Source organism: Cyanobium sp. PCC 7001, assembly GCF_000155635.1.
Lineage (GTDB): Bacteria > Cyanobacteriota > Cyanobacteriia > PCC-6307 > Cyanobiaceae > NIES-981.
This window is the reverse complement of sequence record NZ_DS990556.1, coordinates 1928670-1947960: the sequence shown is the minus strand read 5'-3', so window position 1 is coordinate 1947960 and position 19291 is coordinate 1928670. Positions and strand designations below refer to the sequence as shown.

The window sequence follows — 19291 nt, the reverse complement described above, 5'->3', positions numbered from 1 at the left end:
AGGGTGGGTGATCCTGCCGTCCACCCAGCGCTGTACCCAGCGCTGCGCCGTCCCATGCCTGCCACCACCAGCGATCTTCATGTGGTGGAAACGCGCCCCCTGGTGGCGCCCGCCCTGCTGCACCGGGAGCTGCCGATCGGTGAGCGTTCCGCCACCACCGTGCAGCAGGCCCGGGAGCGGATCAAGGCGATTCTCCATGGCCGCGACAGCCGGCTGCTGGTGATCGTGGGCCCCTGTTCGGTGCACGACGTGACGGCGGCGAAGGAGTACGCCGACCGGATCGCCGCCCTGCAGCAGCGCCACCGCTCCGAGCTGGAGGTGGTGATGCGGGTGTATTTCGAGAAGCCTCGCACCACCGTGGGCTGGAAGGGCCTGATCAACGACCCCCATCTCGACGGCAGCTACGACATCAACACGGGACTGCGGCTGGCCCGGGAGCTGCTGCTGCATGTGTCGGAGCTGGGGCTGCCGGCGGCCACCGAGCTGCTCGACCCGATCGTGCCCCAGTACATCGCCGATCTGATCAGCTGGACGGCCATCGGTGCCCGCACCACCGAAAGCCAGACCCATCGGGAGATGGCCTCGGGGCTGTCGATGCCGATCGGCTTCAAGAACGGCACCGATGGCACGATCGCCACCGCCGTGAATGCGGTGGAGGCGGCGGCCCGCTCCCACCATTTCCTCGGCATCAACCGGGACGGATATGCCTCCATCATCACGACCACGGGCAACCCCGATGGCCACCTGGTGCTGCGCGGTGGCAAGGGCGGCACGAACTACCACCCTGAGGCGATCGAAACGGCTGCTGTGGCGCTGGAGGCCGCCGGTCTGCCCAGCCGGCTGATGGTGGACTGCAGCCACGGCAACTCCAACAAGGACTACCGCCGCCAGACCGAGGTGGCGGCCCAGGTGGCCGATCAGGTGGCGGGCGGCAGCCGACACGTGATGGGAGTGATGCTGGAAAGCCATCTGGTGGCTGGTCAGCAGAAGATCCCCTCGGATCTGGCCCAGCTCACCTATGGCCAGAGCATCACCGATGCCTGCATCGATCTGGACACCACCGAGCGGGTGCTGGCGCAGCTGGCGGAGGCCGTGCGGGCCACGGTGGCGGGTGATGTCCCCATGGTGCTGGCCTGAGGCCTGGGCCGGAACAACAGCAGCACTGGGCGCCGCTGAACGATCGTTCGGTGCGACTCAGCGCGTGGGACTTGCCAGCTTCGGAGATAACTGGCACTCGCAATCTTCGAGTGCCAAGTGTTGCACGTGCAACGAACTGTTCCTGCTGAACGGATTCCTTTGTGAGGATCCATAGGGTTAACGCTGATGTTTCGGAGGTCAGTCGTGACCTACCTCCTTCAGTTCTGCGGTCTGAGTGATCCCCTGCAGTTGTTCTACCTGGAGCAATCGCGTGGCCCGGCGTTCGCCGGCTTCCGGCCGTTTCAGCTCGATGAGCTGCTGAGCTGGGCCCAGGCGATCGGGGAACAGCGGGCGTGGGATGGCGGCGCCCTGCACAACACCGTGCTTCAGACCTGGATGGAGCGGGCCGATCTGATCCGGCAGTGGCAGCTGCGGCTGCGGGATGAGCCCAAGGACCGGCTTCTGGTGGCGGGCCTGGGAACGCCGGCCGACTGGGAGCGGCGCTGCGAAGATCTCCTCACCGCCTGAGGGCTGCTCCTGCTGAGTCCCTCCCAGGCCGAGTCGCGCCTAAGCGAGGGTCTGCCACAGCCAGGCCACACCCAGGGGCACGGTGAGATTGTCCACGCCGGCCACCCCCACCTGCTCCAGCAGGGTGGCGGCCAGGGCGATCCCCACCAACGCGGGCCAGGCCGGTCCGCCCGCCAGCGAGGCCAGCAGCGCCAGCACGAGGCTGCTGGCGGCGGCCATCACCCCCGTGCCCAGCAGGGAGCGCCGCTGGCCGAGCACCGCCCAGCTCGGTGAGCTCCACACAGGACCCAGCAGCCCGGCCAGACCGTCCCCCACGGCCATCACCAGCACGCCCGCCGTGGCCGTGGCGGCATGGTCGGGCCAGCAGGCCCAGAGCAGCACGGTGATGGCAGCGCCGTAGGCCACCGTGCCGTAGCTGTGACGGCCCACATCCTCCACGGCCGGCAACACCCGGAAACGGTGGTTCACCGCCGCCAGCAGCGTCACCAGGGTGGCCGCCGGGAGGGCGATCTCGCGGGCGATGCCCATCCCCCAGGCGATCGGCACCACCAGGCCGGTGCCGATGTGCACCAGCTTGCGGCTCCATTCCCGCCGGCCTGGGTTGGCCTCCGCATCCCAGCGCCGGCGCAGCCGGATGGCCGCAGCGGCCAGCACCGCTAGCCAGCCGGCGACCGCCAGCACGCCGGCCAGCTGCTGCTGCCAATCCAGCACGCAGATCAGGCGGCCTGCTGGTAGTTGCTCATCAGCCGCAGTTTCATGATCGCCTTGGCCTCCAGCTGCCGCACCCGCTCGCGGGAGACGTTGATCAACCGGCCGATCTCGGCAAGGGTGAGCGGCTCGGAGCCCTCCAGCCCGAAGCGCAGCTTGATGATTTTTTGCTCGCGCTCGTTCAGCTGGGACAGCCAGGCGCCCAGGTGCTCCTTCTGGATGTGGCGGTCCATCGAGTCGAAGTGCTCGTTGCTGGCCGGATCGGCAATCAGCTCGCCGAGGGTGCTGCGATCCTCATCGCCGCGGGCGTGGGCATCGAGCGAGGCACAGGGGGCGCTCTGGGCCATCAGTTCCTCGAGTTCCTCGGGCCGCATGTCCATGGCGTGGGAGAGCTCCAGCCGATTGGGCTGCCGGCCCAGGCGGTGGGAGAGCTCCCGTGTGATGCGCCGCATCTTGGAGAGCTTCTCGCTGATGTGAATCGGCAGACGGATGGTGCGGGCGCTGTTGTCGATGGCGCGGGTCATCCCCTGCCGGATCCACCAATAGGCATAGGTGGAAAATTTGTAGCCCATGGCGGGGTCGAATTTATCGACGGCCCGCTCCAGACCGATGGCACCTTCCTGAACAAGATCCAGCAGTTCCAGGCCCTGGTTCTGGTATTTCTTCGCCACGCTCACCACCAATCGGAGGTTGGCGGCCATCATGCGATCGCGGGCCCGCTGGGCCATCCGGATCTGACGCTTCTGCTTCGGGGTCAGTTCCTCAAGTGGAACCTCCTGCAGCCGCTTGCCAGCCTGTACGTGATGCGCTAGCTCGATTTCTTCGGCCGGTGTGAGAAGTGGCACACGGCCGATGTTGCTGAGATACCAGCCGATGGAATCGGCGCTCAGTCGACCAGTGTTGCGTGGTCCCGTGCTGCGGGAGCCAGAAGCAGAAGTAGATGATGCGGCCTTCTTGACGTTCACAAGCGAAACGCCAGAGGCGGACTGCATAGGCGTCCCCACACCCGTGCCTCCGAATTGGAATGTGCGCGGAATGTAGCACTCCTGGCCAGGGTGGAACGGTATGAATTGGAAGACTTCCTGAATCGCCTCTTTTGTGGCGATTTTGGTGTCAATCGCTGCGTTTTGTGTGTTTAATCACATCACAAGCGTGTGGCTCAACGCACACCCGTCAGGCCGCCCCGCCACTGGCGCATGAGCGTGGCCTGGGCCCGCTGCCCCTCGTCGTCGGTCTGCTGCTGTTGCTCGAACCGCCCGTCGGGCTGCATGTGCCAGGCCCCGGCATCGTTCAGGTACAGGGCCAGCACGCCCTCGAGGTGCTGGCGCAGGCTGGGATCCTCCACCGGCGCCACGGCCTCGACGCGGCGGTCCAGATTGCGCGTCATCCAGTCGGCACTGCCCAGATAGAGCTCCGGTTCGCCGTCATTGCCGAACCAGAACAGGCGCGAGTGTTCCAGCAGCTGGCCGATCACGCTCACCACGTGGATGTGTTCGCTGATGCCGGGGAGTCCGGGCCGCAGGCTGCACATGCCACGCACCACCAGTTCGATCGTGACCCCGGCCTGGGAGGCCTCGTAGAGCAGGGCGATGATCGCCGGATCCACCAGCGAGTTCATCTTCGCCTGGATGTGGCCTTCGCGACCGGCGCGGGCGTGTTCGATCTCACGCCGGATCAGCGATTCCATTCGGCTGCGCAGGCTCACCGGTGCCACCAGCAGTTTGCGGAAGCTCTGCTGTTTGGAGAAGCCCGTGAGGTAGTTGAACAGCTCCACCAGATCGGCTCCGAACTCAGGCCGTGCCGTGAGCAGGCCGAAATCGGTGTAGAGGCTGGACGTCTTGGCGTTGTAGTTGCCGGTGCCGATGTGCACGTAGCTGTTGAGACGCTCCTTCTCCTTGCGCACCACCAGCAGGATCTTGGTGTGGGTCTTCAAGCCGATCACCCCGTACACCACGTGCACCCCGGAGCCCTCCAGGCGCCGGGCCCACTGGATGTTGTTGTCCTCGTCGAAGCGGGCCTTCAGCTCCACCAGAGCCATCACCTGCTTGCCGTTCTCGGCGGCCCGGATCAGGGATGACACCACCGCCGAATCCTTGGAGGTGCGGTAGAGCGTCATCTTGATGGCCAGCACCGAGGGGTCGTCGGCGGCCTGGCTGAGGAATTCCTCCACGGAGGTGGAGAACAGGTCATAGGGGTGCTGCAGCAGCACATCGCCGCGGCGGATCACCGAAAAGATGCTTTCGAACTCCTCGGCCTTGATCGAGCCATCCTCCAGCAGGCTCTTCTGGGCCCTGGCCAGCACAGGGGCGGTGCGCCCCTTGAACGGGGGGGCCTTGAGCTGCGGCAGGGGCACCGCCATCAGGCTCATCAGATCGTCGAGGCCGAGCGGACCGTTGATCCGGTACACGTCCTTGGCCTCCACGGTGGTGCCTTCCATCAGCAGGTCCACCACCGATTCCGGCATCTCGTCGGCCACCTCCAGCCGCACCACCTCGCCGCCGCGCCGACGCTTGCGCAGGCCCTCTTCCAGGGCCTCCATCAGATCGTCGGCCTCCAGGTCGCGCAGCTCCAGATCGGCGTCGCGGGTGACGCGGAAGAAGTAGTGCCCCTCCACGCTCATGCCCGGAAACAGCAGGGCCAGGTTGAAGGCCACCACCTGCTCGAGGGGCACCGCCGTGAACACCGGCGCGGGATGGCGCGCGCTCAGCTCGGTGGGAATCGCCACGAACCGCGGCAGGTTCTTCTGCGGCACCTTGACCCGGGCGAATTCCTGCTGGCCCGTGTCCGGATCCCTCACCAGGGCGGCCACGTTGAGGCTCAGGTTGCTGATGAAGGGGAAGGGATGGGAGGGATCGACCGCCAGGGGGGTGAGCACCGGAAAGATGGCGGTGCGGAAGTACTCATCCACCCACTGGCGCTGGGCATCGTTGAGATTGGCGTAGTCGAGCAGCAGCAGGCCGTATTCGGCCAGGTGGCTCTTGAGCGAGTGGCGGTAGTGCTGCTGCTGCAGCTCCAGCAGCGGCCGCAGCTTGGACTGGATGGCCTGCAGCTGCTCCTGGGGGGTGAGCCCGTCGTCGCTGAGGCTGCTCACGCCGGCCTCCACCTGCGACTTCAGGGAGGCCACCCTCACCATGAAGAACTCATCGAGGTTGTTGCTGAAGATCGCACTGAACTTCGCCTGCTCCAGCAGGGGGGTGCGCTCATCGAGGGCCTGGGCCAGTACCCGGTAGTTGAAGTCGATCCAGCTCAGCTCCCGGTTGATGTAGAGCTCAGGGGGAACCGTGGGAGCGGATTGGGCAGGAACCATCCGAGCAACGTAGCAATCGTGGTCGGTGTCTCAGGTCACCTCGCCCCGGGGCCCTGACTGGCCCGGCAGCCCCCCCGCCACCAGCGCCACCACCCCGGCCATCAGGGTGATGCCCAGCCAGAACGGACTCTTCCAGCTGACGGTTTCGTAAACCAGTCCCGCCAGGGGCGGACCGATGAATCCCGCCAGGCTCTGGAGCCCCTGCAGGCTGCCCAGGGCCGCACCCTGGCCGGCGTCGCTCAGCCGCCGCGACACCAGGGCCCGCAGGCAGGGGGTGACCAGACCGGTGCCCAGGGCGAGCAGGGCCACCCCGCTGAACACCAGCAGCTTGGCCGTGGCCGGTGCCGCCACGGCGATCAGCAGGCAGCCGGCGATCACGAACCCCAGGCCCGCCAGGCTGAGCCGCCATTCGCCCAGCCGTTTCACCAACGGACCGATCAGGCCCCCCTGCACCACGGTGGCCACCACTCCCACCACCAGAAAGGCGGCGCCGGCCAGTCCGGGCCCCCAGTCGAAGGCCTGCTTGAAATAGAGCACCAGCACGGCCGTGAAGCCGCTGAAGCCCAGAAAGAAGAGAAAGAAGGCGCTGCACAGGCGGCGCACCCGGGGGTCGCGGAACACCCGGGCCAGGGGACCGAAGGGCTGCAGATCCCGTTTGCGGGGCAGCGGCAGCCGTGCCTGGGGCGGATGGGTTTCCGGCAGCACGCCCACCACCAGCAGCAGGTTGAGCACGGCGATCGCCACCGCGATCAGCAGCGGCAGCATCACGTTGATCCGCCCCAGCAGTCCTCCCATGGCGGGGCCGAGGATGAACCCCAGCCCGAAGGCCACGCCGATCAGCCCGAATGCCTTGGCACGGCGTTCCGGCGGCGTGATGTCCGCCAGCACCGCACCGGCGGTGGCGGCGGTGCCGCCGCTCACGCCATCGATCAGCCGGCCGAGGAAGAGCAGTCCGAGCGGCAGGCTGCTGCCGGTGACCCAGGCCACGGCCGACCAGTCGATCGAGAGGGTGAGGGCGAACAGCCCCAGGCCCAGCACCGATCCGGCCACGCAGCCGGCGATCACCGGTTTGCGTCCGTAGTGGTCGCTGAGGGCACCGATCAGCGGGGTGAAGCTGAACTGGGCCAGGGCATAGCTGCCGGCGAGCAGGCCGATGATGCGGCCGTCATCGCTGAAGCTGGCAAGCAGAAAGGGCAGCAGCGGAAAGATGAGCGACTCACTGAGGCGATCGTTCAGCAGGGTGAGGAACGCGCAGAAGAGCGTGGAGGACCGTGAGCGCTGCAGGCGGGCCACAGAGGCGGGCAGGGGGGATCTCACCCTCCCACGCGCGCGGGTCAGCAGACCCTGGAACCGCCGGCTCACCGGCTTGCCGCCACCGCCGGACTCCTTCAGGCTGGCCTCAGCCTCACGCCCCGCTGCCATCGCCTTGCCCGCACCGGCCTCAGCCGCCTCCGCGCCGGCGCCCGTCCCTGCGCCTGCCGAGCAACGCCTGCACCTGCTGCTGATCAGCGTGCACGGTCTGATCCGCGGCCACGACCTTGAGCTCGGCCGTGATGCCGACACCGGTGGCCAGACCAAGTACGTGGTGGAGCTCACCAAGGCCCTGGCCCGTCAACCCCACGTGGCCCAGGTGGATCTGGTGACCCGGCGGGTCTGCGATGCCGCGGTGAGCGACGACTATGCCCAGCCCGTGGAGCCGCTGGGCCCCGGGGCCCGGATCGTGCGGATCGATGCCGGCCCCGCGGAGTACCTGCGCAAGGAGGAGCTCTGGGACCATCTCGACAGCTTCGCCGACAACCTCTTCGGCTGGATCCAGGACCAGCCCAGCCGGCCCCACCTGCTCCACAGCCACTACGCCGATGCCGGCTACGTGGGCGTACGGCTCTCCCACCGCACCGGCCTGCCGCTCCTGCACACCGGCCATTCGCTCGGACGGGACAAGTACCGCCGGCTGATCTCCATGGGGCTCTCCCTCGACGACATCGAGACCCGCTACAGGATCAGCCGCCGCATCCAGGCCGAGGAGGAGGTGCTCAGCTCAGCCGCCCTGGTGATCACCAGCACCCGCAATGAGATCGAGGACCAGTACGAGCTCTACGACTGCTACACCCCCGCCAAGATGGCCGTGATTCCTCCGGGCACCGACCTGGAGAATTTTCACCCTCCCGGTGGGGACGATCCGCTGGATTGCGCGGCGCTTTTCCAGGCCAGCCTCAAGGCGGCGCTGCAGGAGCCCCAGAAGCCGATGATCCTGGCCCTCTCCCGCCCCGATCTGCGCAAGAACCTGATCACCCTGGTGGAGGCCTACGGAGAATCCCCCTCCCTGCAGCAGCTGGCCAACCTGGTGATCGTGGCCGGCAACCGCGACGACATCCGGGACCTGGACGAAGGTCCCCAGGCGGTGTTCACGGAGCTTCTGCTGGCGATCGACAGCTACGACCTGGTGGGAAGGGTGGCCTTGCCGAAGCACCACAGCGCGGCGGATGTGCCGTTGATCTACCGGTTGGCGGCGGCTTCCAGGGGAGTGTTCATCAACCCCGCGCTCACGGAGCCATTCGGGCTCACGCTGCTGGAGGCGGCGGCCAGTGGCCTGCCGGTGGTGGCCACGGAGAACGGCGGCCCGGTGGACATCCTCGCCAACTGCCGCCACGGTCTGCTGGTGGACCCGCTGGACCGCCGGGCCATGGCCCAGGCCCTGGAGGCGATCCTGGCGGACCCGCAGCAGTGGGAGCGTTACGCGCGCCAGGGAGCCCGGCTGGTGGCCCGTCACTACTCCTGGGATGCCCACGCCGAGGCCTACCTGGCCAGGGCGCGCGCGCTCGTGGCGGTGAAGCCGTCCCAGGAGGTGCCCCAGCCCACACCGCAGGCGGAGCAGCGGGGCAGCCGCGGCCGCACCAAGGCCCTGTTCACGGCGATCGACAACACCCTGCTCGGTGATCGCGAAGGGCTGGAGCTGCTGAGCGCCCTGATCAATGAGCGCAGCAAGGAGTGGCTGTTCGGGATCGCCACCGGGCGGCGCCTGGATTCGGTGCTGGCGATCATCCGCGAGTACGGCATCCCCGTGCCCGACATCCTGATCACCAGCCTGGGCTCGGAGATCTATTACGCCCCCAACTGGCTGCCTGACCTGGCCTGGGCCAGGCACATCAACCATCTCTGGACCCCCCAGGTGCTCCGCACCCTGATGCAGGAGCTGCCGGGCGTGAACGCCCAGTCGCGCCGCGAGCAGAGCGCCTTCAAGCTCTCGTACCACTACGACGCGGCCCTGGCCCCATCGGTGGATCAGATCCGGGCGCTGCTGCGCCATCACGATCTCTCCGTGAACCTCACCCTCTCCTTCGGCCAGTTCCTCGATCTGGTGCCGGCCCGGGCCTCCAAGGGTCAGGCCCTGAGGTTCGCGGCGGAGCGGTGGCGCATCCCCCTGGACCGGATCCTCGCCACCGGGGGCTCCGGCGGTGACGAGGACATGCTGCGCGGCAATACCCTGGGAGTGGTGGTGGCCAACCGCCACCAGGAAGAGCTCTCGTCCGTGCTGGGCGCGACCGAGCACGTGTACATGGCCAGCCAGTCGCACGCCCGCGGCATCCTTGAAGCCATCGCGCACTATGACTTCCTCGAGCTCTGAGGGCCCACCGGCGCCTCCCCGGCGCCTGCTGCTGTGCACTGATCTGGACCGCACCCTGCTGCCGAACGGTCGCCAGGCGGAGTCGGCCGGGGCCCGCAGCCTGTTCGCCCGGATGGTGCAGCGGCCGGAGGTGACCCTGGCCTACGTGTCGGGGCGTGATCCGGCCCTGGTGGCCGAGGCCATCACCCAGTACGACCTGCCCAGGCCCGCCTGGGTGGTGGCCGATGTGGGCACCTCCATCCTGGCCGTCACCGGTGAGGTGTGGGAACGCGATGCGGGCTGGGATGGGCTGATCGCGACCGACTGGGCCGGCCGGGCGGCCGCGGATCTGCTGCCGTTGCTGGAGGGGGTGCCTGCCCTGACGCTGCAGGAACCCCACAAGCAGGGGCGGCACAAGCTCAGCTTCTACGTGCCGCTCGAGGCCGACGCCCAGTCCCTGCAGCAGGAGCTGGAGCGCAGGCTCCGGGAGGAGGGCCTTGCGGCCAGCGTGATCCACAGCATCGACGAGGCGGCCGGGGTGGGGCTGGTGGATGTGCTGCCGGCCTCGGCCACCAAGCTGCATGCCGTGCAGTTTCTGATGGCCCGCCTGGGCTTTGACCGGGGCAACACGATCTTCGCCGGCGACAGCGGCAATGACCTGCCCGTTCTGCAGAGCGATCTGGCTTCCATCCTGGTGGCCAATGCCGACCCCCACCTGATCGAGCGTCTCGGATCGGGCGGCGACGGCGGCCGCCATCTCTACGTGGCCCGCGGCGACTTCATGGGCATGAACGGCAACTACAGCGCCGGGATCGTGGAGGGTGTGCTGCACCACTGCCCGGGTGCGGCGGCCTGGCTGGAGCCGCTGCCCCACCTGAACGGCCGGGGTGAGGTGCGCATGGTGGAGGTGGGCGACCGGCCTCACACCCTGCGCCAGGCCACGGCGGAGGGCCTGATCACCATGGCCCCCGCCGTGCTCCAGGCCGTGATGGAAGGCAGCAGCGTGAAGGGTGATGTGCTCGCGGTGGCGCGGGTGGCGGCGATCCAGGCGGCCAAGCGCACCTCCGAGCTGATTCCCCTCTGCCATCCCCTTGCTCTCAGCGGGGTGGACGTGGCCATTGCCCCGCAGCAGGGCCGAAGTGCGCTCCGCGTGGAGGTCACCGCCCGCACCACTGGCCCCACCGGCGTGGAGATGGAGGCACTCACGGCGGTGCAGGTGGCCCTGCTCACCCTCTACGACATGGTCAAGGCCCAGGATCCGGCCATGACCATCGGCCCGGTGCGGCTGCTGCGCAAGGAGGGCGGCCGCCATGGGGCCTGGTCGCACCCTGCGAGCGCCCGGAGTGCCCTGTCGGTGGAAGGATGAAGGCGGTGGCCGAACCCTTTCCCCCGGAGGGACTGACGCTGGAGCAGGCCCGCCGAGAGGTGCTCGCGGCCCTGACGCCCCCTGAGGGGCGAGAAACGGTTCCCCTGGTCGAGGCCCTGGGGCGGGTCACGGCCACCGTGCTGCTGGCCCAGGAGGCGGTTCCCGGTTTCCGGGCCTCGATCATGGATGGCTTCGCCCTGGGAGGGGATGGGGCAATCCCGGCGGAAGGCCGCCGCTGGCGACTTGTGGGCCGATCCGCTCCAGGCGCCCCCTTCGGACGAGCGCTGCGGCAAGGAGAGGCGGTGCGCATCCTCACCGGTGCCCCAGTTCCGGCCGGTTCAGCCCGGGTGCTGCCCCAGGAGCTGGCGGAGCAGGGGGACGGCGACACGCTGCGCTTGCGGCAGCCGGTGGGGGCCAATCTGTGGATCCGTGCCGCTGATGAGGAAGCCGCTCCGGGACAGGTGCTGTGCGAGGCGGGCCATCGCCTCGGCCCGGCGGATCTGGCCCGTCTGGCCAGTTGCGGCCTGCCCCGGGTGCCGGTGCGCCCGCGCCCGCGGATCGGGGTGTTGATCAGCGGTGATGAGCTCACGCCGGTGGGCGAACCGCGGCAACCCGGGGCCATCTGGGAGAGCAACGGCACTCTGTTGGAGGCCCTGCTGGCGCGCCTGGGCTATGGCGTGACGGTACGGCTGGTGGTGGCCGATGCGCCGGAGGCCCTGCGGGCCGCCCTGGAACAGCTGGCCCGCGCCTGCGACGTGGTGGTGAGCACCGGAGGGGTCTCCGCCGGCGACAGTGACTGGATCCGCCCGCTGGTGGCCGAGCTGGGGGGGGTGGAGTTCTGGAAACTCTTCCTGAAACCTGGCCGCCCCTTCGCCTTCGGCCAGGTGCGGGGGCGACCCTTCTTTGGCCTACCGGGCAACCCGGTGGCGGCGGCCGTGACGGCCCTGCAGCTGCTCTGGCCTGCTCTGCAGCGGCTGGAGGGAGCGGAGGTGCAGCTGCTGCCGCGGCTGCCTGTGCAGCTGGCCGCTCCCCTGCAGCGCTCGCCCGGCCGGCCCGAGCTGGCCCGGGCGTGGCTGGAGGTCGGCCCCGCCGGGGAACTGCAGGCCCGGGTAGACGGCAGTCAGGCGTCCTCGAGGATCGGCTCCCTGCAGGGAGCCGACCTTCTGCTGGAGTTGCCGGCGGCCAGTGGTTCCCTTGAGGCGGGTGCCACCGTGTGGGCCCAGCTGCTCAGGCTGCCGATCTTCTGACGCTCGTGGGGCAGGCTCCCGTGGAGGCTGGGGCTCTGGGACCACCAACCGGCTGTCAGTAAGCGGTGTTCCCCTCCACCCAGCGGCCACCGCCGCTGGACAGATGCTCCCGTTTCCAGAAGGGGGCGTCGTGCTTGAGGGCCTCGAGCAGGGCCTGGGCACAGCGCTGGGCCTGGCCCCGCCGGTCGGCGACCACCGCCACCAGCACGATCGTCTCCCCGGGCAGCACCGCTCCCACACGGTGCCGGATCAGCACACCAGCCACCCCATGCACCTCGCCGAGCTGCCTGGCCTGCCTGTGGAGGCAGTGCTCCGTCATGCCCGGATAGTGTTCCAGCTCCAGGGCCGCCAGGGCTTCGCCCCCGGAGCTTTGACCACGTACCCGGCCGATGAAGACGGCCTCGGCCGCAGGAGCTCCTCCGGCATGCTCCTGGAGACCGTGCTGCCATTCCTGCAGCACCTGCAGGGGATCAAAGGCTTCGGCGTGGAGGGCGATGCACAGCTGCATGCTTAGCCCCCGCTGATCGGCGGCAGGAACGCCAGCTCATCGCCGGGCTGGAGTGGTTGATCCGGTGGAGCGAACTGCTGGTTGATGGCCACGCGCACGCCAGCCGGCAGTGTGCCCTGCCCGTTGAGCTTCAGCTGCCGCCAGATGTCGAGCGGTGTGCTCACCCCAGCGGCGGGGAGGGGCCAGCGCCGCTCCCCCCAGCCCGCCTCCTCCCGCAGCCGCGCGAACAACCTCACCTGCAGGCTGGAACTGGCCTTGTCAGGGAATGGCCCGATGGCGGGAGTGTGGCGCATCGGGCTCACAATGGCGGTTTCCCTGGGGTTGTGGTGGGTCTGGCCATTGCTCTGCTCACGGTTTCGGATACGCGCAGCCTGGCCGAGGATGGGGCCGGCGATGCCCTGCAGGAGCGCCTCGTCGCCTGTGGCCATCGTCTCGCCGCCAGGCAGCTGGTGCCCGACGACCGCTACCGGATCCGGGCGGTGCTGAGCGCCTGGATCGCCGATGCCGGGGTGCAGGTGGTGATCACGTCGGGCGGAACGGGGCTCACGGGCCGTGACGGCACCCCCGAGGCGGTGGCGCCTCTGCTCGATAAAACGATCGAGGGGTTTGGTGAGCTGTTTCGCGTGCTCTCCTTCGAGACCATCGGCACCAGCAGCCTGCAGAGCCGTTGCCTGGCCGGGGTGGCCAACGGCACCGTGGTGTTCGTGCTGCCGGGGTCGCTGGACGCCGTGCAGACCGCCTGGGACCGCCTGATCAGCGCCCAGCTGAGCGCGGAGACCAGGCCATGCAACCTGGTTCAGCTCCTGCCGCGACTCACCGAACCCCCCTGCTGATCGCCTCCAGCTGATCGCCGTGCCGCTAGCCCCCCAGGTAGGCCATCTCGGCATGGGGGCGGGACGGCCCCCCAGGATGGGTGGCCCGCTCTTCGCTGGAGCGGTCGTGCCGCTGTCGCCACAGGCCGGCCAGAGCAGCCACGAGTCCCGCCGGGTCAGGGGCAGGTCGCAGCCAGGGCCGCAGGTCGGTACCCCGTTCGGCGAACAGGCAGGTATAGGCCTGGCCGTCGGCCGTGACGCGCAGCCGGTTGCAGTCGCCGCAGAAGGGGGCCGTGATCGAGGCCACCACGGCCAGGTGCAGGCCGTCGGCGCGGTCGCGGTAGCGCCAGCGACTGGCCGTGCCGTTGGGGGCCCGTCCCACCGGATCCAGGGGCCAGTGGCCGTGAATCCGCTCCACCATGGCGGCGGCGGGCAGCACCCGCTCGGGGGTCCAGCCGTTGCGGTTGCCCACATCCATGAACTCGATCAGGCGCAGTTCCACGCCCAGCCGCCGTGCCAGGGCGGCCAGGGGCACCACCTGGTCGCCATTGCGATGGCGGTCGATCACCGCATTGAGCTTGAGCTCACCGAGCCGCGGATCGAAGCCCGCTTCCCTGGCATGGGCGAGGGCCTCTTGGACCCGCTGCAGCAGCGCCTCCCCCTCGCTGCTGCGGCCCGTCATGCGGCCCACGCTGGCGCCATCGGCACCGTCCAGGCTGATCGTCATGCGGTCCAGGCCCGCCTGGCGCAGGGCCCGGGCCCGGGCCGCCGTCAGCAGCACCCCGTTGGTGGTGAGGGCAATGGTCCGCAGCGAAGCGGGCCCGCCCCGGCGCCTCAGGGGCTGCACGGCCTGCACCAGATCCTCCAACCCCCGGTGCAGCAGCGGCTCGCCGCCGGTAAGCCGCAGGCAGCGGAAGCCCAGGCTGGCGGCGGCCTCGATCAGGGCCAGCCGCTCCCGCAGGTCGAGGAGGCCTGGGGGGTCAATCGCGTCGGGACAGCAGTAGGGGCAGGCCAGGTTGCAGCGGGCCGTGAGCGAGAGGCGCAGCACCCCCGTTGGCCTGCCCAGCCGATCGAGCGGCAGGGCGGCGGCGGCTGCATCCAGGGGGTCAGGCACCACGGTGAGGGACGGGAAAGACCGGGGAGAAGAAGGGAACCAGCACGTGGAGAGCCAGGACGATGGGAAGCTCGGCCGTGTTGCTCAACCCCCGAGCCGGGGAGGTGGCCGACCCTTGCGCTCAGCCTGGCGTCCGCTCCTGCAGACTGGCGAATGCGCCTTGGCCCTGCACCGGCTGGCCTTGTACCGGTGTCCAGTCCCCCAGGCGATTGCAGTTGCGAAGGGCCTGCGGGTTGAGGGTCACCTTCTGGAACGGCTGAAGCGCCAGCCAGTCCAGCAGGCTGCGACGTCCCCCGGCCAGGAAGCGGGCCAGGCTGCGCCGGTGCTGGAGGGTGGCGGGGTAGATCCCAGGCAGAGGCTGCAGCCGCTGCCCATTGCAGGCCACCAGCAGCAGGCCAGGTGTCTGGTGCCCGGCCGCCACCAGGGTGGTGAGGCTGGCGGCATCGAGCCAGGGCATGTCAACGGCGCAGAGCAGCAGCTGCTCGCCAGGGTGCAGGTCCATCAAATGGTGCAGGGCGCTGAGGGGACCCTGCCCCGGTGGGGATTCCTGGGTCAGCGTGAGCCCCTTCGCGATCGGTGGCAGCAGGCCCTCGACCTGCTGGCGGTGAAGCGGATGGTGGCTGCACAGCGTGATCGGAGCCTGGAGAGTCGCCAGCTGCCTCAGACTGTGGCTCAGCCAGGTTCCCCCGGCGGGGTGAGGCAGGAGCGCTTTGTCCACCCCCATGCGGCGGCTTTGGCCACCGCTGATCAGGCAACATCGCAGCCGGCAGGTTCCGGGGCCCGGTCCGGACGGTGCTGTCCCCGGAGTCTCGGTAGCTTCAACGACAGACGGGTTGTTCAATCGATGATTGCTTGGGTCGGTGGCTTGCATGAAGCGCCGCTTTCAGATCCGGCTCCTGCGTTTCGAAGCCTGATCGCCAACAGTAATCTCCATGCTTGGTGAACTCTGGTCGCTCCAGGGGAGATATAAGACACTGCATCTCACCTGGTTCGCATTCTTTCTCACGTTTGTCGTCTGGTTCAACCTGGCGCCGCTCGCTACAACGGTCAAGGCAGATCTGGGACTCACCGTTCCCCAGATCCGCACCCTGGCCATCTGCAACGTGGCCCTCACGGTTCCAGCCCGCATCCTGATCGGGATGCTTCTCGACAAGTTCGGGCCGCGCGTCACCTATTCCACCCTGCTGGTCTATGCAGCGATCCCTTGCCTGATGTTTGCCTACGCGCAGGACTTCAGCCAGTTGGTGATCGCCCGCCTGCTTCTCTCCATCGTGGGAGCCGGCTTTGTGATCGGCATCCGCATGGTGGCCGAATGGTTTCCGCCCAAAGAGATTGGTCTTGCGGAGGGCATCTACGGCGGCTGGGGCAACTTCGGCTCCGCTTTCTCTGCGCTCACCCTGGTTTCTGTCGCGGGTTGGCTCTCCTTCAGCGGTGGCTTCGAGATTGATGGTGTGGTGCTCAACTGGCGCGGTGCCATCGCCCTCACCGGCATCATCTCGGCGGTGTACGGGCTCCTGTACTTCTTCAACGTCAAGGACACCCCTCCGGGCAAGACCTATCAGCGACCTGATAAAACGGCCGGCCTCGAAGTTACCTCTATGCGTGACTTCTGGGGTCTGATCGGCATGAATGTGCCTTTCGCAGCCATCCTGGCGGTGCTGGCCTGGCGCCTCCAGAAGGTGAAGTTCCTCACGGGTTCCGGCTACACCATTGCCCTGCTGCTGGTGCTGGCTTTCTTCCTGGCTCAGACCTGGGGCATCATCCGCACCAACAAGGACCTCCTCACCGGCCGCAAGACCTACCCCAAGGAAGACCGCTACGAGTTCAAGCAGGTGGCGATCCTGGAGCTCACCTACATCGTGAACTTCGGTTCCGAGCTGGCGGTGGTGTCGATGCTGCCCACCTTCTTTGAAACCACCTTCGAGTTGCCGAAGGCCACGGCCGGGATCCTGGCATCGGCCTTTGCCTTCGTGAACCTGGTGGCACGCCCCGGCGGCGGCCTGCTCTCCGACAAGCTCGGCTCCAGAAAATCCACAATGGGTTTCCTCACCGTAGGTCTCGGGATCGGCTATCTGGTGATGAGCATGATCAAGCCGGGAGCCTTCACCGGAACCGCCGGCATCGCCCTGGCGCTGGTGATCACCATGGCCTGCTCCTTCTTCGTGCAGGCCGGAGAGGGCTCCACCTTCGCCATCGTGCCGCTGGTGAAGCGGCGGGTCACCGGCCAGATCGCCGGCATGGTGGGGGCCTACGGCAATGTGGGCGCTGTGGCCTATCTCACCATCTACAGCCTGCTGCCGCTGTGGATGTCAGGGGGCGCCGCCGACGCCGATCCCACCCCTGCCGTGATCGCGGCCTCGAACAGTGCCTTCTTCCAGGTGCTGGGCATCGCGGGGCTGATCGTGGGCTTCCTCTGCTACTTCGTGCTCAAAGAGCCCAAGGGTTCCTTCGCCGATGAGCATGAAGGGGAGGTGGCCGCCACCGTTCCCCTGGCCTGATCCCTCCGCGGCGCTGCGGATTCAGGCGCCGTCGTCACCGGGCAGGCCCAGGGCCTGCCCGTTTCCATTGCTGTCGGCGTCTCCCGCCGGTGTGAGTTGTGCAGGGCCATGGCTGATTCCCACGTTGCATCCGATTCCCGCGATGGGTCCGTGCGTTCCCAGTGCCCGTACTGCGGCGTGGGATGCGGCCTTGAACTGATGGCTCCGGCGGCCAAGGGCCAGCCCACCCGGCGGGATGCCGAGGGCCTGCCGGCCTGGGGCGCGCGGGGGGACCGCCGCCATCCCTCCAGCCTGGGCCAGGTGTGCATCAAGGGGGCCACCGTGGGCGAGACCCTTCAGGGCGGGCGCCTCACCCGGCCGCTGGCCCGCGACCGCCTGGATCAGCCCCTGCGGCCGATCAGCTGGGAGGCGGCGCTGGAGCGGATCGTCGCCCGCATCCGCGCCACGCTGGCGAGCCGGGGAGGGGGCGGCATCGCCATGTATGGCTCAGGCCAGTTTCACCTCGAGGACTACTACGTCGCCCAGAAGCTGCTCAAGGGGGCCATCGGCAGCAACAGTTTCGATGCCAATTCCCGCCTGTGCATGAGCTCGGCCGTGGCGGGCTATGCCCGCAGCCTCGGCTCCGACGGTCCGCCCTGCTGCTACGAGGACCTGGACCACTGCAGCGTGGCCCTGCTGATCGGCACCAACACCGCCGAGTGCCACCCGGTGCTGTTCCAGCGGCTGATCAAGCGCAAGCGCCGCCAGCCGGAGAGCCTCACCATCGTGGTGGTGGATCCCCGCGCCACAGCCACCAGCGATGCGGCTGATCTGCACCTCGCCATCCGCCCGGGCACCGATCTGGTGCTGCTGCATGGCGTGGCCCATCTGCTGCTGCGCCGGGCCGCCGTGGCCTTTGAGTTCATCGAAGGGGAGACCGAGGGCTTCGCTGACTACGCCCGGCTCGTGCAGGCCTGGACGCCTGAGCGGGTCTGCAGGCTCTGCGGCATCGCCGAGGAAGGCCTGCGCCGGTTCGCCGAACTCTGGGAGAGCGCCGGCGGCGTGCTCAGCCTCTGGTCGATGGGGATCAACCAGAGCGTGGAGGGCACGGCCAAGGTGACTGGCCTGATCAACCTTCACCTCCTCACCGGCCAGATCGGCAGACCGGGCGCCGGGCCCTTTTCGCTCACCGGCCAGCCGAATGCGATGGGCGGGCGAGAAGCCGGCGGTCTGGCGCACCTGCTGCCGGGCTACCGCAGCGTGACCCATCCCGAGCACCGGGCCGAAGTGGAGGCCGCCTGGGGGTTTCTGCCGGGTGCCATCGCCCCTGAGCCGGGTCTGGATGCCTGGCGACAGGTGGAGGCCATGGAGGCGGGTGAACTCGAGCTCTGGTGGGTGGCCGCCACCAACCCTCTGGTGAGCATGCCGAATCTGGATCGGGTGAGAGCCGCTATGGCCCGCTGCCCCCTGGTGGTGCTCAGCGAGGCCTACGCCGACACCGAGACCGCCCAGTACGCCCATCTGGTGTTGCCGGCTGCCCAGTGGAGCGAGAAGGCCGGCGTGATGGTGAATTCAGAGCGGCGGGTCACCTACTGCCCCGCCTTTCGCACCCCGCCCGGTGAGGCGCGACCGGACTGGCGGGTGTTCGCCGACGTGGGCCGGAGGCTGGGGTATGGCGAGCAGTTCAGCTACGGCTCGTCAGCGGAGGTCTATGCCGAGTTTGCAGGGCTCACCGCGGGGCGGCTCTGCGACCATGCCGGCCTCAGCCACCCTCTCCTGGCGGCCGAGGGTCCCCAGCAGTGGCCCTTCCCGCGGGGGGCCGCGCCCTCCACGGCCTCCAAGCGCCTCTACACCAATTTCCGTTTCGCCACACCGAACGGCCGGGCCCGCTTCATTGCCGAAGAACCCATGGGCCTGGCGGAGCCCCCCTGCGAGGCCTACCCCCTGGTGCTCACGGTGGGCCGTTACCTGGGCCAGTGGCACACCATGACCCGCACGGCCCGGGTGCCACGGCTCACGGCCATGCATCCCGAACCCCTGCTGGAGATCCATCCTGACGATGCCCGGGCGCTCGAGCTGGACGACGGTGGGCTGGCCGCCATCCGCTCCCGTCGCGGCGAGGTGTCCGCCCGTGTGCGGGTGACCGAGCGCATCCGCCCCGGCACCGTGTTCTTGCCGATGCACTGGGGCTCCATGCAGGAGCCGGCCTGCGAGGCCAACAAGCTGTTGCACGAGCAGGCCTGTCCGGTCTCGCGTCAGCCGGAACTCAAGGCCGCGGCGGTGTGCGTCACGACCCTCGCGGCGGCTCAGCCTGCTTCCGAAGCCTGAGCGCTGGCCCCCGTGGTCCCGAACAGCTCGGTCAGGGCCGGTGCCAGGTTGTGATGGTCGTGCCCGGGCCGGGCCAGCTTGCAGAGAGCGAACCGCTCCAGTTCCGACAGCTCCGACCACTGGGCCCCGGTGAGGCTGAAACCCAGCGGCGCGGC

The 19291-nt window shown here is 68.6% G+C and carries 17 protein-coding genes and 1 pseudogene; 9 read left to right on the top strand and 9 right to left on the bottom strand.

Annotated features, from left to right (window positions below; translation table 11 throughout):
* Positions 1-54 precede the first annotated feature (54 nt).
* Entirely contained in the window at positions 55-1137 is a 1083-nt protein-coding gene (locus CPCC7001_RS09630; protein ID WP_006911569.1) for a 3-deoxy-7-phosphoheptulonate synthase, read from the top strand.
* Positions 1138-1341: 204 nt separating this feature from the next.
* The gene (locus CPCC7001_RS09625) at positions 1342-1665 is read left to right on the top strand and encodes a hypothetical protein (RefSeq protein ID WP_006910516.1); all 324 of its coding nucleotides are present in this window, start codon (positions 1342-1344) and stop codon (positions 1663-1665) included.
* 39 nt (positions 1666-1704) lie between these two features.
* Here the strand turns inward: CPCC7001_RS09625 and CPCC7001_RS09620 are convergent, their stop codons facing one another.
* The 4 genes from CPCC7001_RS09620 to CPCC7001_RS09605 all read right to left on the bottom strand — a co-directional run bounded on the left by CPCC7001_RS09620 (position 1705) and on the right by CPCC7001_RS09605 (position 6964).
* Positions 1705-2376: a diacylglycerol/polyprenol kinase family protein gene (locus CPCC7001_RS09620; RefSeq protein ID WP_006909793.1), complete on the bottom strand. Its 672-nt coding sequence runs from the start codon at positions 2374-2376 to the stop codon at positions 1705-1707.
* 5 nt (positions 2377-2381) lie between these two features.
* A complete protein-coding gene (locus CPCC7001_RS09615; RefSeq protein ID WP_050757105.1) occupies positions 2382-3365 on the bottom strand; it encodes a sigma-70 family RNA polymerase sigma factor in 984 nt (327 codons plus the stop codon).
* Positions 3366-3532: 167 nt separating this feature from the next.
* Complete coding sequence (gene ppk1 / locus CPCC7001_RS09610) at positions 3533-5680, bottom strand: polyphosphate kinase 1 (protein WP_006909896.1); 2148 nt, start codon at positions 5678-5680, stop codon at positions 3533-3535.
* Between the two features lie 30 nt (positions 5681-5710).
* Complete coding sequence (locus CPCC7001_RS09605; RefSeq protein WP_043369883.1) at positions 5711-6964, bottom strand: tetracycline resistance MFS efflux pump; 1254 nt, start codon at positions 6962-6964, stop codon at positions 5711-5713.
* Positions 6965-7106: 142 nt separating this feature from the next.
* Here CPCC7001_RS09605 and CPCC7001_RS09600 point away from each other — a divergent pair, with 142 nt between their 5' ends.
* The 4 genes and pseudogenes from CPCC7001_RS09600 to CPCC7001_RS09590 all read left to right on the top strand — a co-directional run bounded on the left by CPCC7001_RS09600 (position 7107) and on the right by CPCC7001_RS09590 (position 11897).
* The gene (locus CPCC7001_RS09600; protein ID WP_006910259.1) at positions 7107-9305 is read left to right on the top strand and encodes an HAD-IIB family hydrolase; all 2199 of its coding nucleotides are present in this window, start codon (positions 7107-7109) and stop codon (positions 9303-9305) included.
* Positions 9286-10104: pseudogene (locus CPCC7001_RS15565) on the top strand (HAD-IIB family hydrolase); the annotation flags it as partial. The gene CPCC7001_RS09600 and the pseudogene CPCC7001_RS15565, both read left to right, overlap by 20 nt.
* Positions 10105-10140: 36 nt before the next feature.
* Positions 10141-10650, top strand: coding sequence for a cyclic pyranopterin monophosphate synthase MoaC (moaC, locus tag CPCC7001_RS15820; protein WP_255347446.1), 510 nt, complete (start codon positions 10141-10143; stop codon positions 10648-10650).
* Positions 10647-11897 carry a molybdopterin molybdotransferase MoeA gene (locus tag CPCC7001_RS09590; protein WP_006909391.1) on the top strand — a complete coding sequence of 417 codons (1251 nt, stop codon included), beginning with the start codon at positions 10647-10649 and terminating at the stop codon, positions 11895-11897. The genes moaC and CPCC7001_RS09590 overlap by 4 nt, the downstream gene beginning before the upstream one ends.
* A gap of 55 nt (positions 11898-11952) precedes the next feature.
* On the opposite strand, the gene CPCC7001_RS09585 is transcribed toward CPCC7001_RS09590, so the two are convergent.
* Together CPCC7001_RS09585 and CPCC7001_RS09580 are read right to left on the bottom strand one after the other, a co-directional pair.
* Positions 11953-12405 carry a molybdenum cofactor biosynthesis protein MoaE gene (locus CPCC7001_RS09585; RefSeq protein WP_006910782.1) on the bottom strand — a complete coding sequence of 151 codons (453 nt, stop codon included), beginning with the start codon at positions 12403-12405 and terminating at the stop codon, positions 11953-11955.
* 2 nt (positions 12406-12407) lie between these two features.
* Entirely contained in the window at positions 12408-12698 is a 291-nt protein-coding gene (locus CPCC7001_RS09580) for a MoaD/ThiS family protein (RefSeq protein WP_006910230.1), read from the bottom strand.
* A 33-nt stretch (positions 12699-12731) separates the two neighbouring features.
* On the opposite strand from CPCC7001_RS09580, the gene moaB reads away from it, so the two are divergent.
* Complete coding sequence (gene moaB, locus CPCC7001_RS09575) at positions 12732-13238, top strand: molybdenum cofactor biosynthesis protein B (RefSeq protein ID WP_043369877.1); 507 nt, start codon at positions 12732-12734, stop codon at positions 13236-13238.
* Positions 13239-13263: 25 nt separating this feature from the next.
* On the opposite strand, the gene CPCC7001_RS09570 is transcribed toward moaB, so the two are convergent.
* Both CPCC7001_RS09570 and CPCC7001_RS09565 read right to left on the bottom strand, forming a co-directional pair.
* The gene (locus tag CPCC7001_RS09570) at positions 13264-14334 is read right to left on the bottom strand and encodes a GTP 3',8-cyclase MoaA (RefSeq protein WP_006909504.1); all 1071 of its coding nucleotides are present in this window, start codon (positions 14332-14334) and stop codon (positions 13264-13266) included.
* A 118-nt stretch (positions 14335-14452) separates the two neighbouring features.
* Positions 14453-15202, bottom strand: coding sequence for a molybdenum cofactor guanylyltransferase (locus CPCC7001_RS09565; protein ID WP_083782621.1), 750 nt, complete (start codon positions 15200-15202; stop codon positions 14453-14455).
* 61 nt (positions 15203-15263) lie between these two features.
* Between CPCC7001_RS09565 and CPCC7001_RS09560 the strand changes: the two genes are divergently transcribed.
* Positions 15264-16829 (top strand): MFS transporter, encoded by a 1566-nt coding sequence (locus CPCC7001_RS09560; protein WP_006910816.1) that lies wholly within the window; start codon positions 15264-15266, stop codon positions 16827-16829.
* A 198-nt stretch (positions 16830-17027) separates the two neighbouring features.
* A complete protein-coding gene (locus tag CPCC7001_RS09555) occupies positions 17028-19136 on the top strand; it encodes a molybdopterin oxidoreductase family protein (protein ID WP_369699346.1) in 2109 nt (702 codons plus the stop codon).
* Here CPCC7001_RS09555 and CPCC7001_RS14490 read toward each other — a convergent pair.
* On the bottom strand, positions 19115-19291 hold a 177-nt coding region (locus CPCC7001_RS14490; protein WP_225867294.1), incomplete at its 5' end, for a nitrate reductase associated protein. The two genes, CPCC7001_RS09555 and CPCC7001_RS14490, sit on opposite strands and share 22 nt — an antisense overlap.

Coding starts and splice junctions, on each gene's coding strand:
- CPCC7001_RS09630 (WP_006911569.1), top strand. CDS start 55: ATGCCTGCCACCACCAGCGATCTTCATGTGGTGGAAACGCGCCCCCTG.
- CPCC7001_RS09615 (WP_050757105.1), bottom strand. CDS start 3,365: ATGCAGTCCGCCTCTGGCGTTTCGCTTGTGAACGTCAAGAAGGCCGCA.
- ppk1 (WP_006909896.1), bottom strand. CDS start 5,680: ATGGTTCCTGCCCAATCCGCTCCCACGGTTCCCCCTGAGCTCTACATC.
- CPCC7001_RS09590 (WP_006909391.1), top strand. CDS start 10,647: ATGAAGGCGGTGGCCGAACCCTTTCCCCCGGAGGGACTGACGCTGGAG.
- CPCC7001_RS09585 (WP_006910782.1), bottom strand. CDS start 12,405: ATGCAGCTGTGCATCGCCCTCCACGCCGAAGCCTTTGATCCCCTGCAG.
- CPCC7001_RS09580 (WP_006910230.1), bottom strand. CDS start 12,698: ATGCGCCACACTCCCGCCATCGGGCCATTCCCTGACAAGGCCAGTTCC.
- CPCC7001_RS09565 (WP_083782621.1), bottom strand. CDS start 15,202: ATGCAAGCCACCGACCCAAGCAATCATCGATTGAACAACCCGTCTGTC.
- CPCC7001_RS09560 (WP_006910816.1), top strand. CDS start 15,264: ATGCTTGGTGAACTCTGGTCGCTCCAGGGGAGATATAAGACACTGCAT.
- CPCC7001_RS09555 (WP_369699346.1), top strand. CDS start 17,028: ATGGCTCCGGCGGCCAAGGGCCAGCCCACCCGGCGGGATGCCGAGGGC.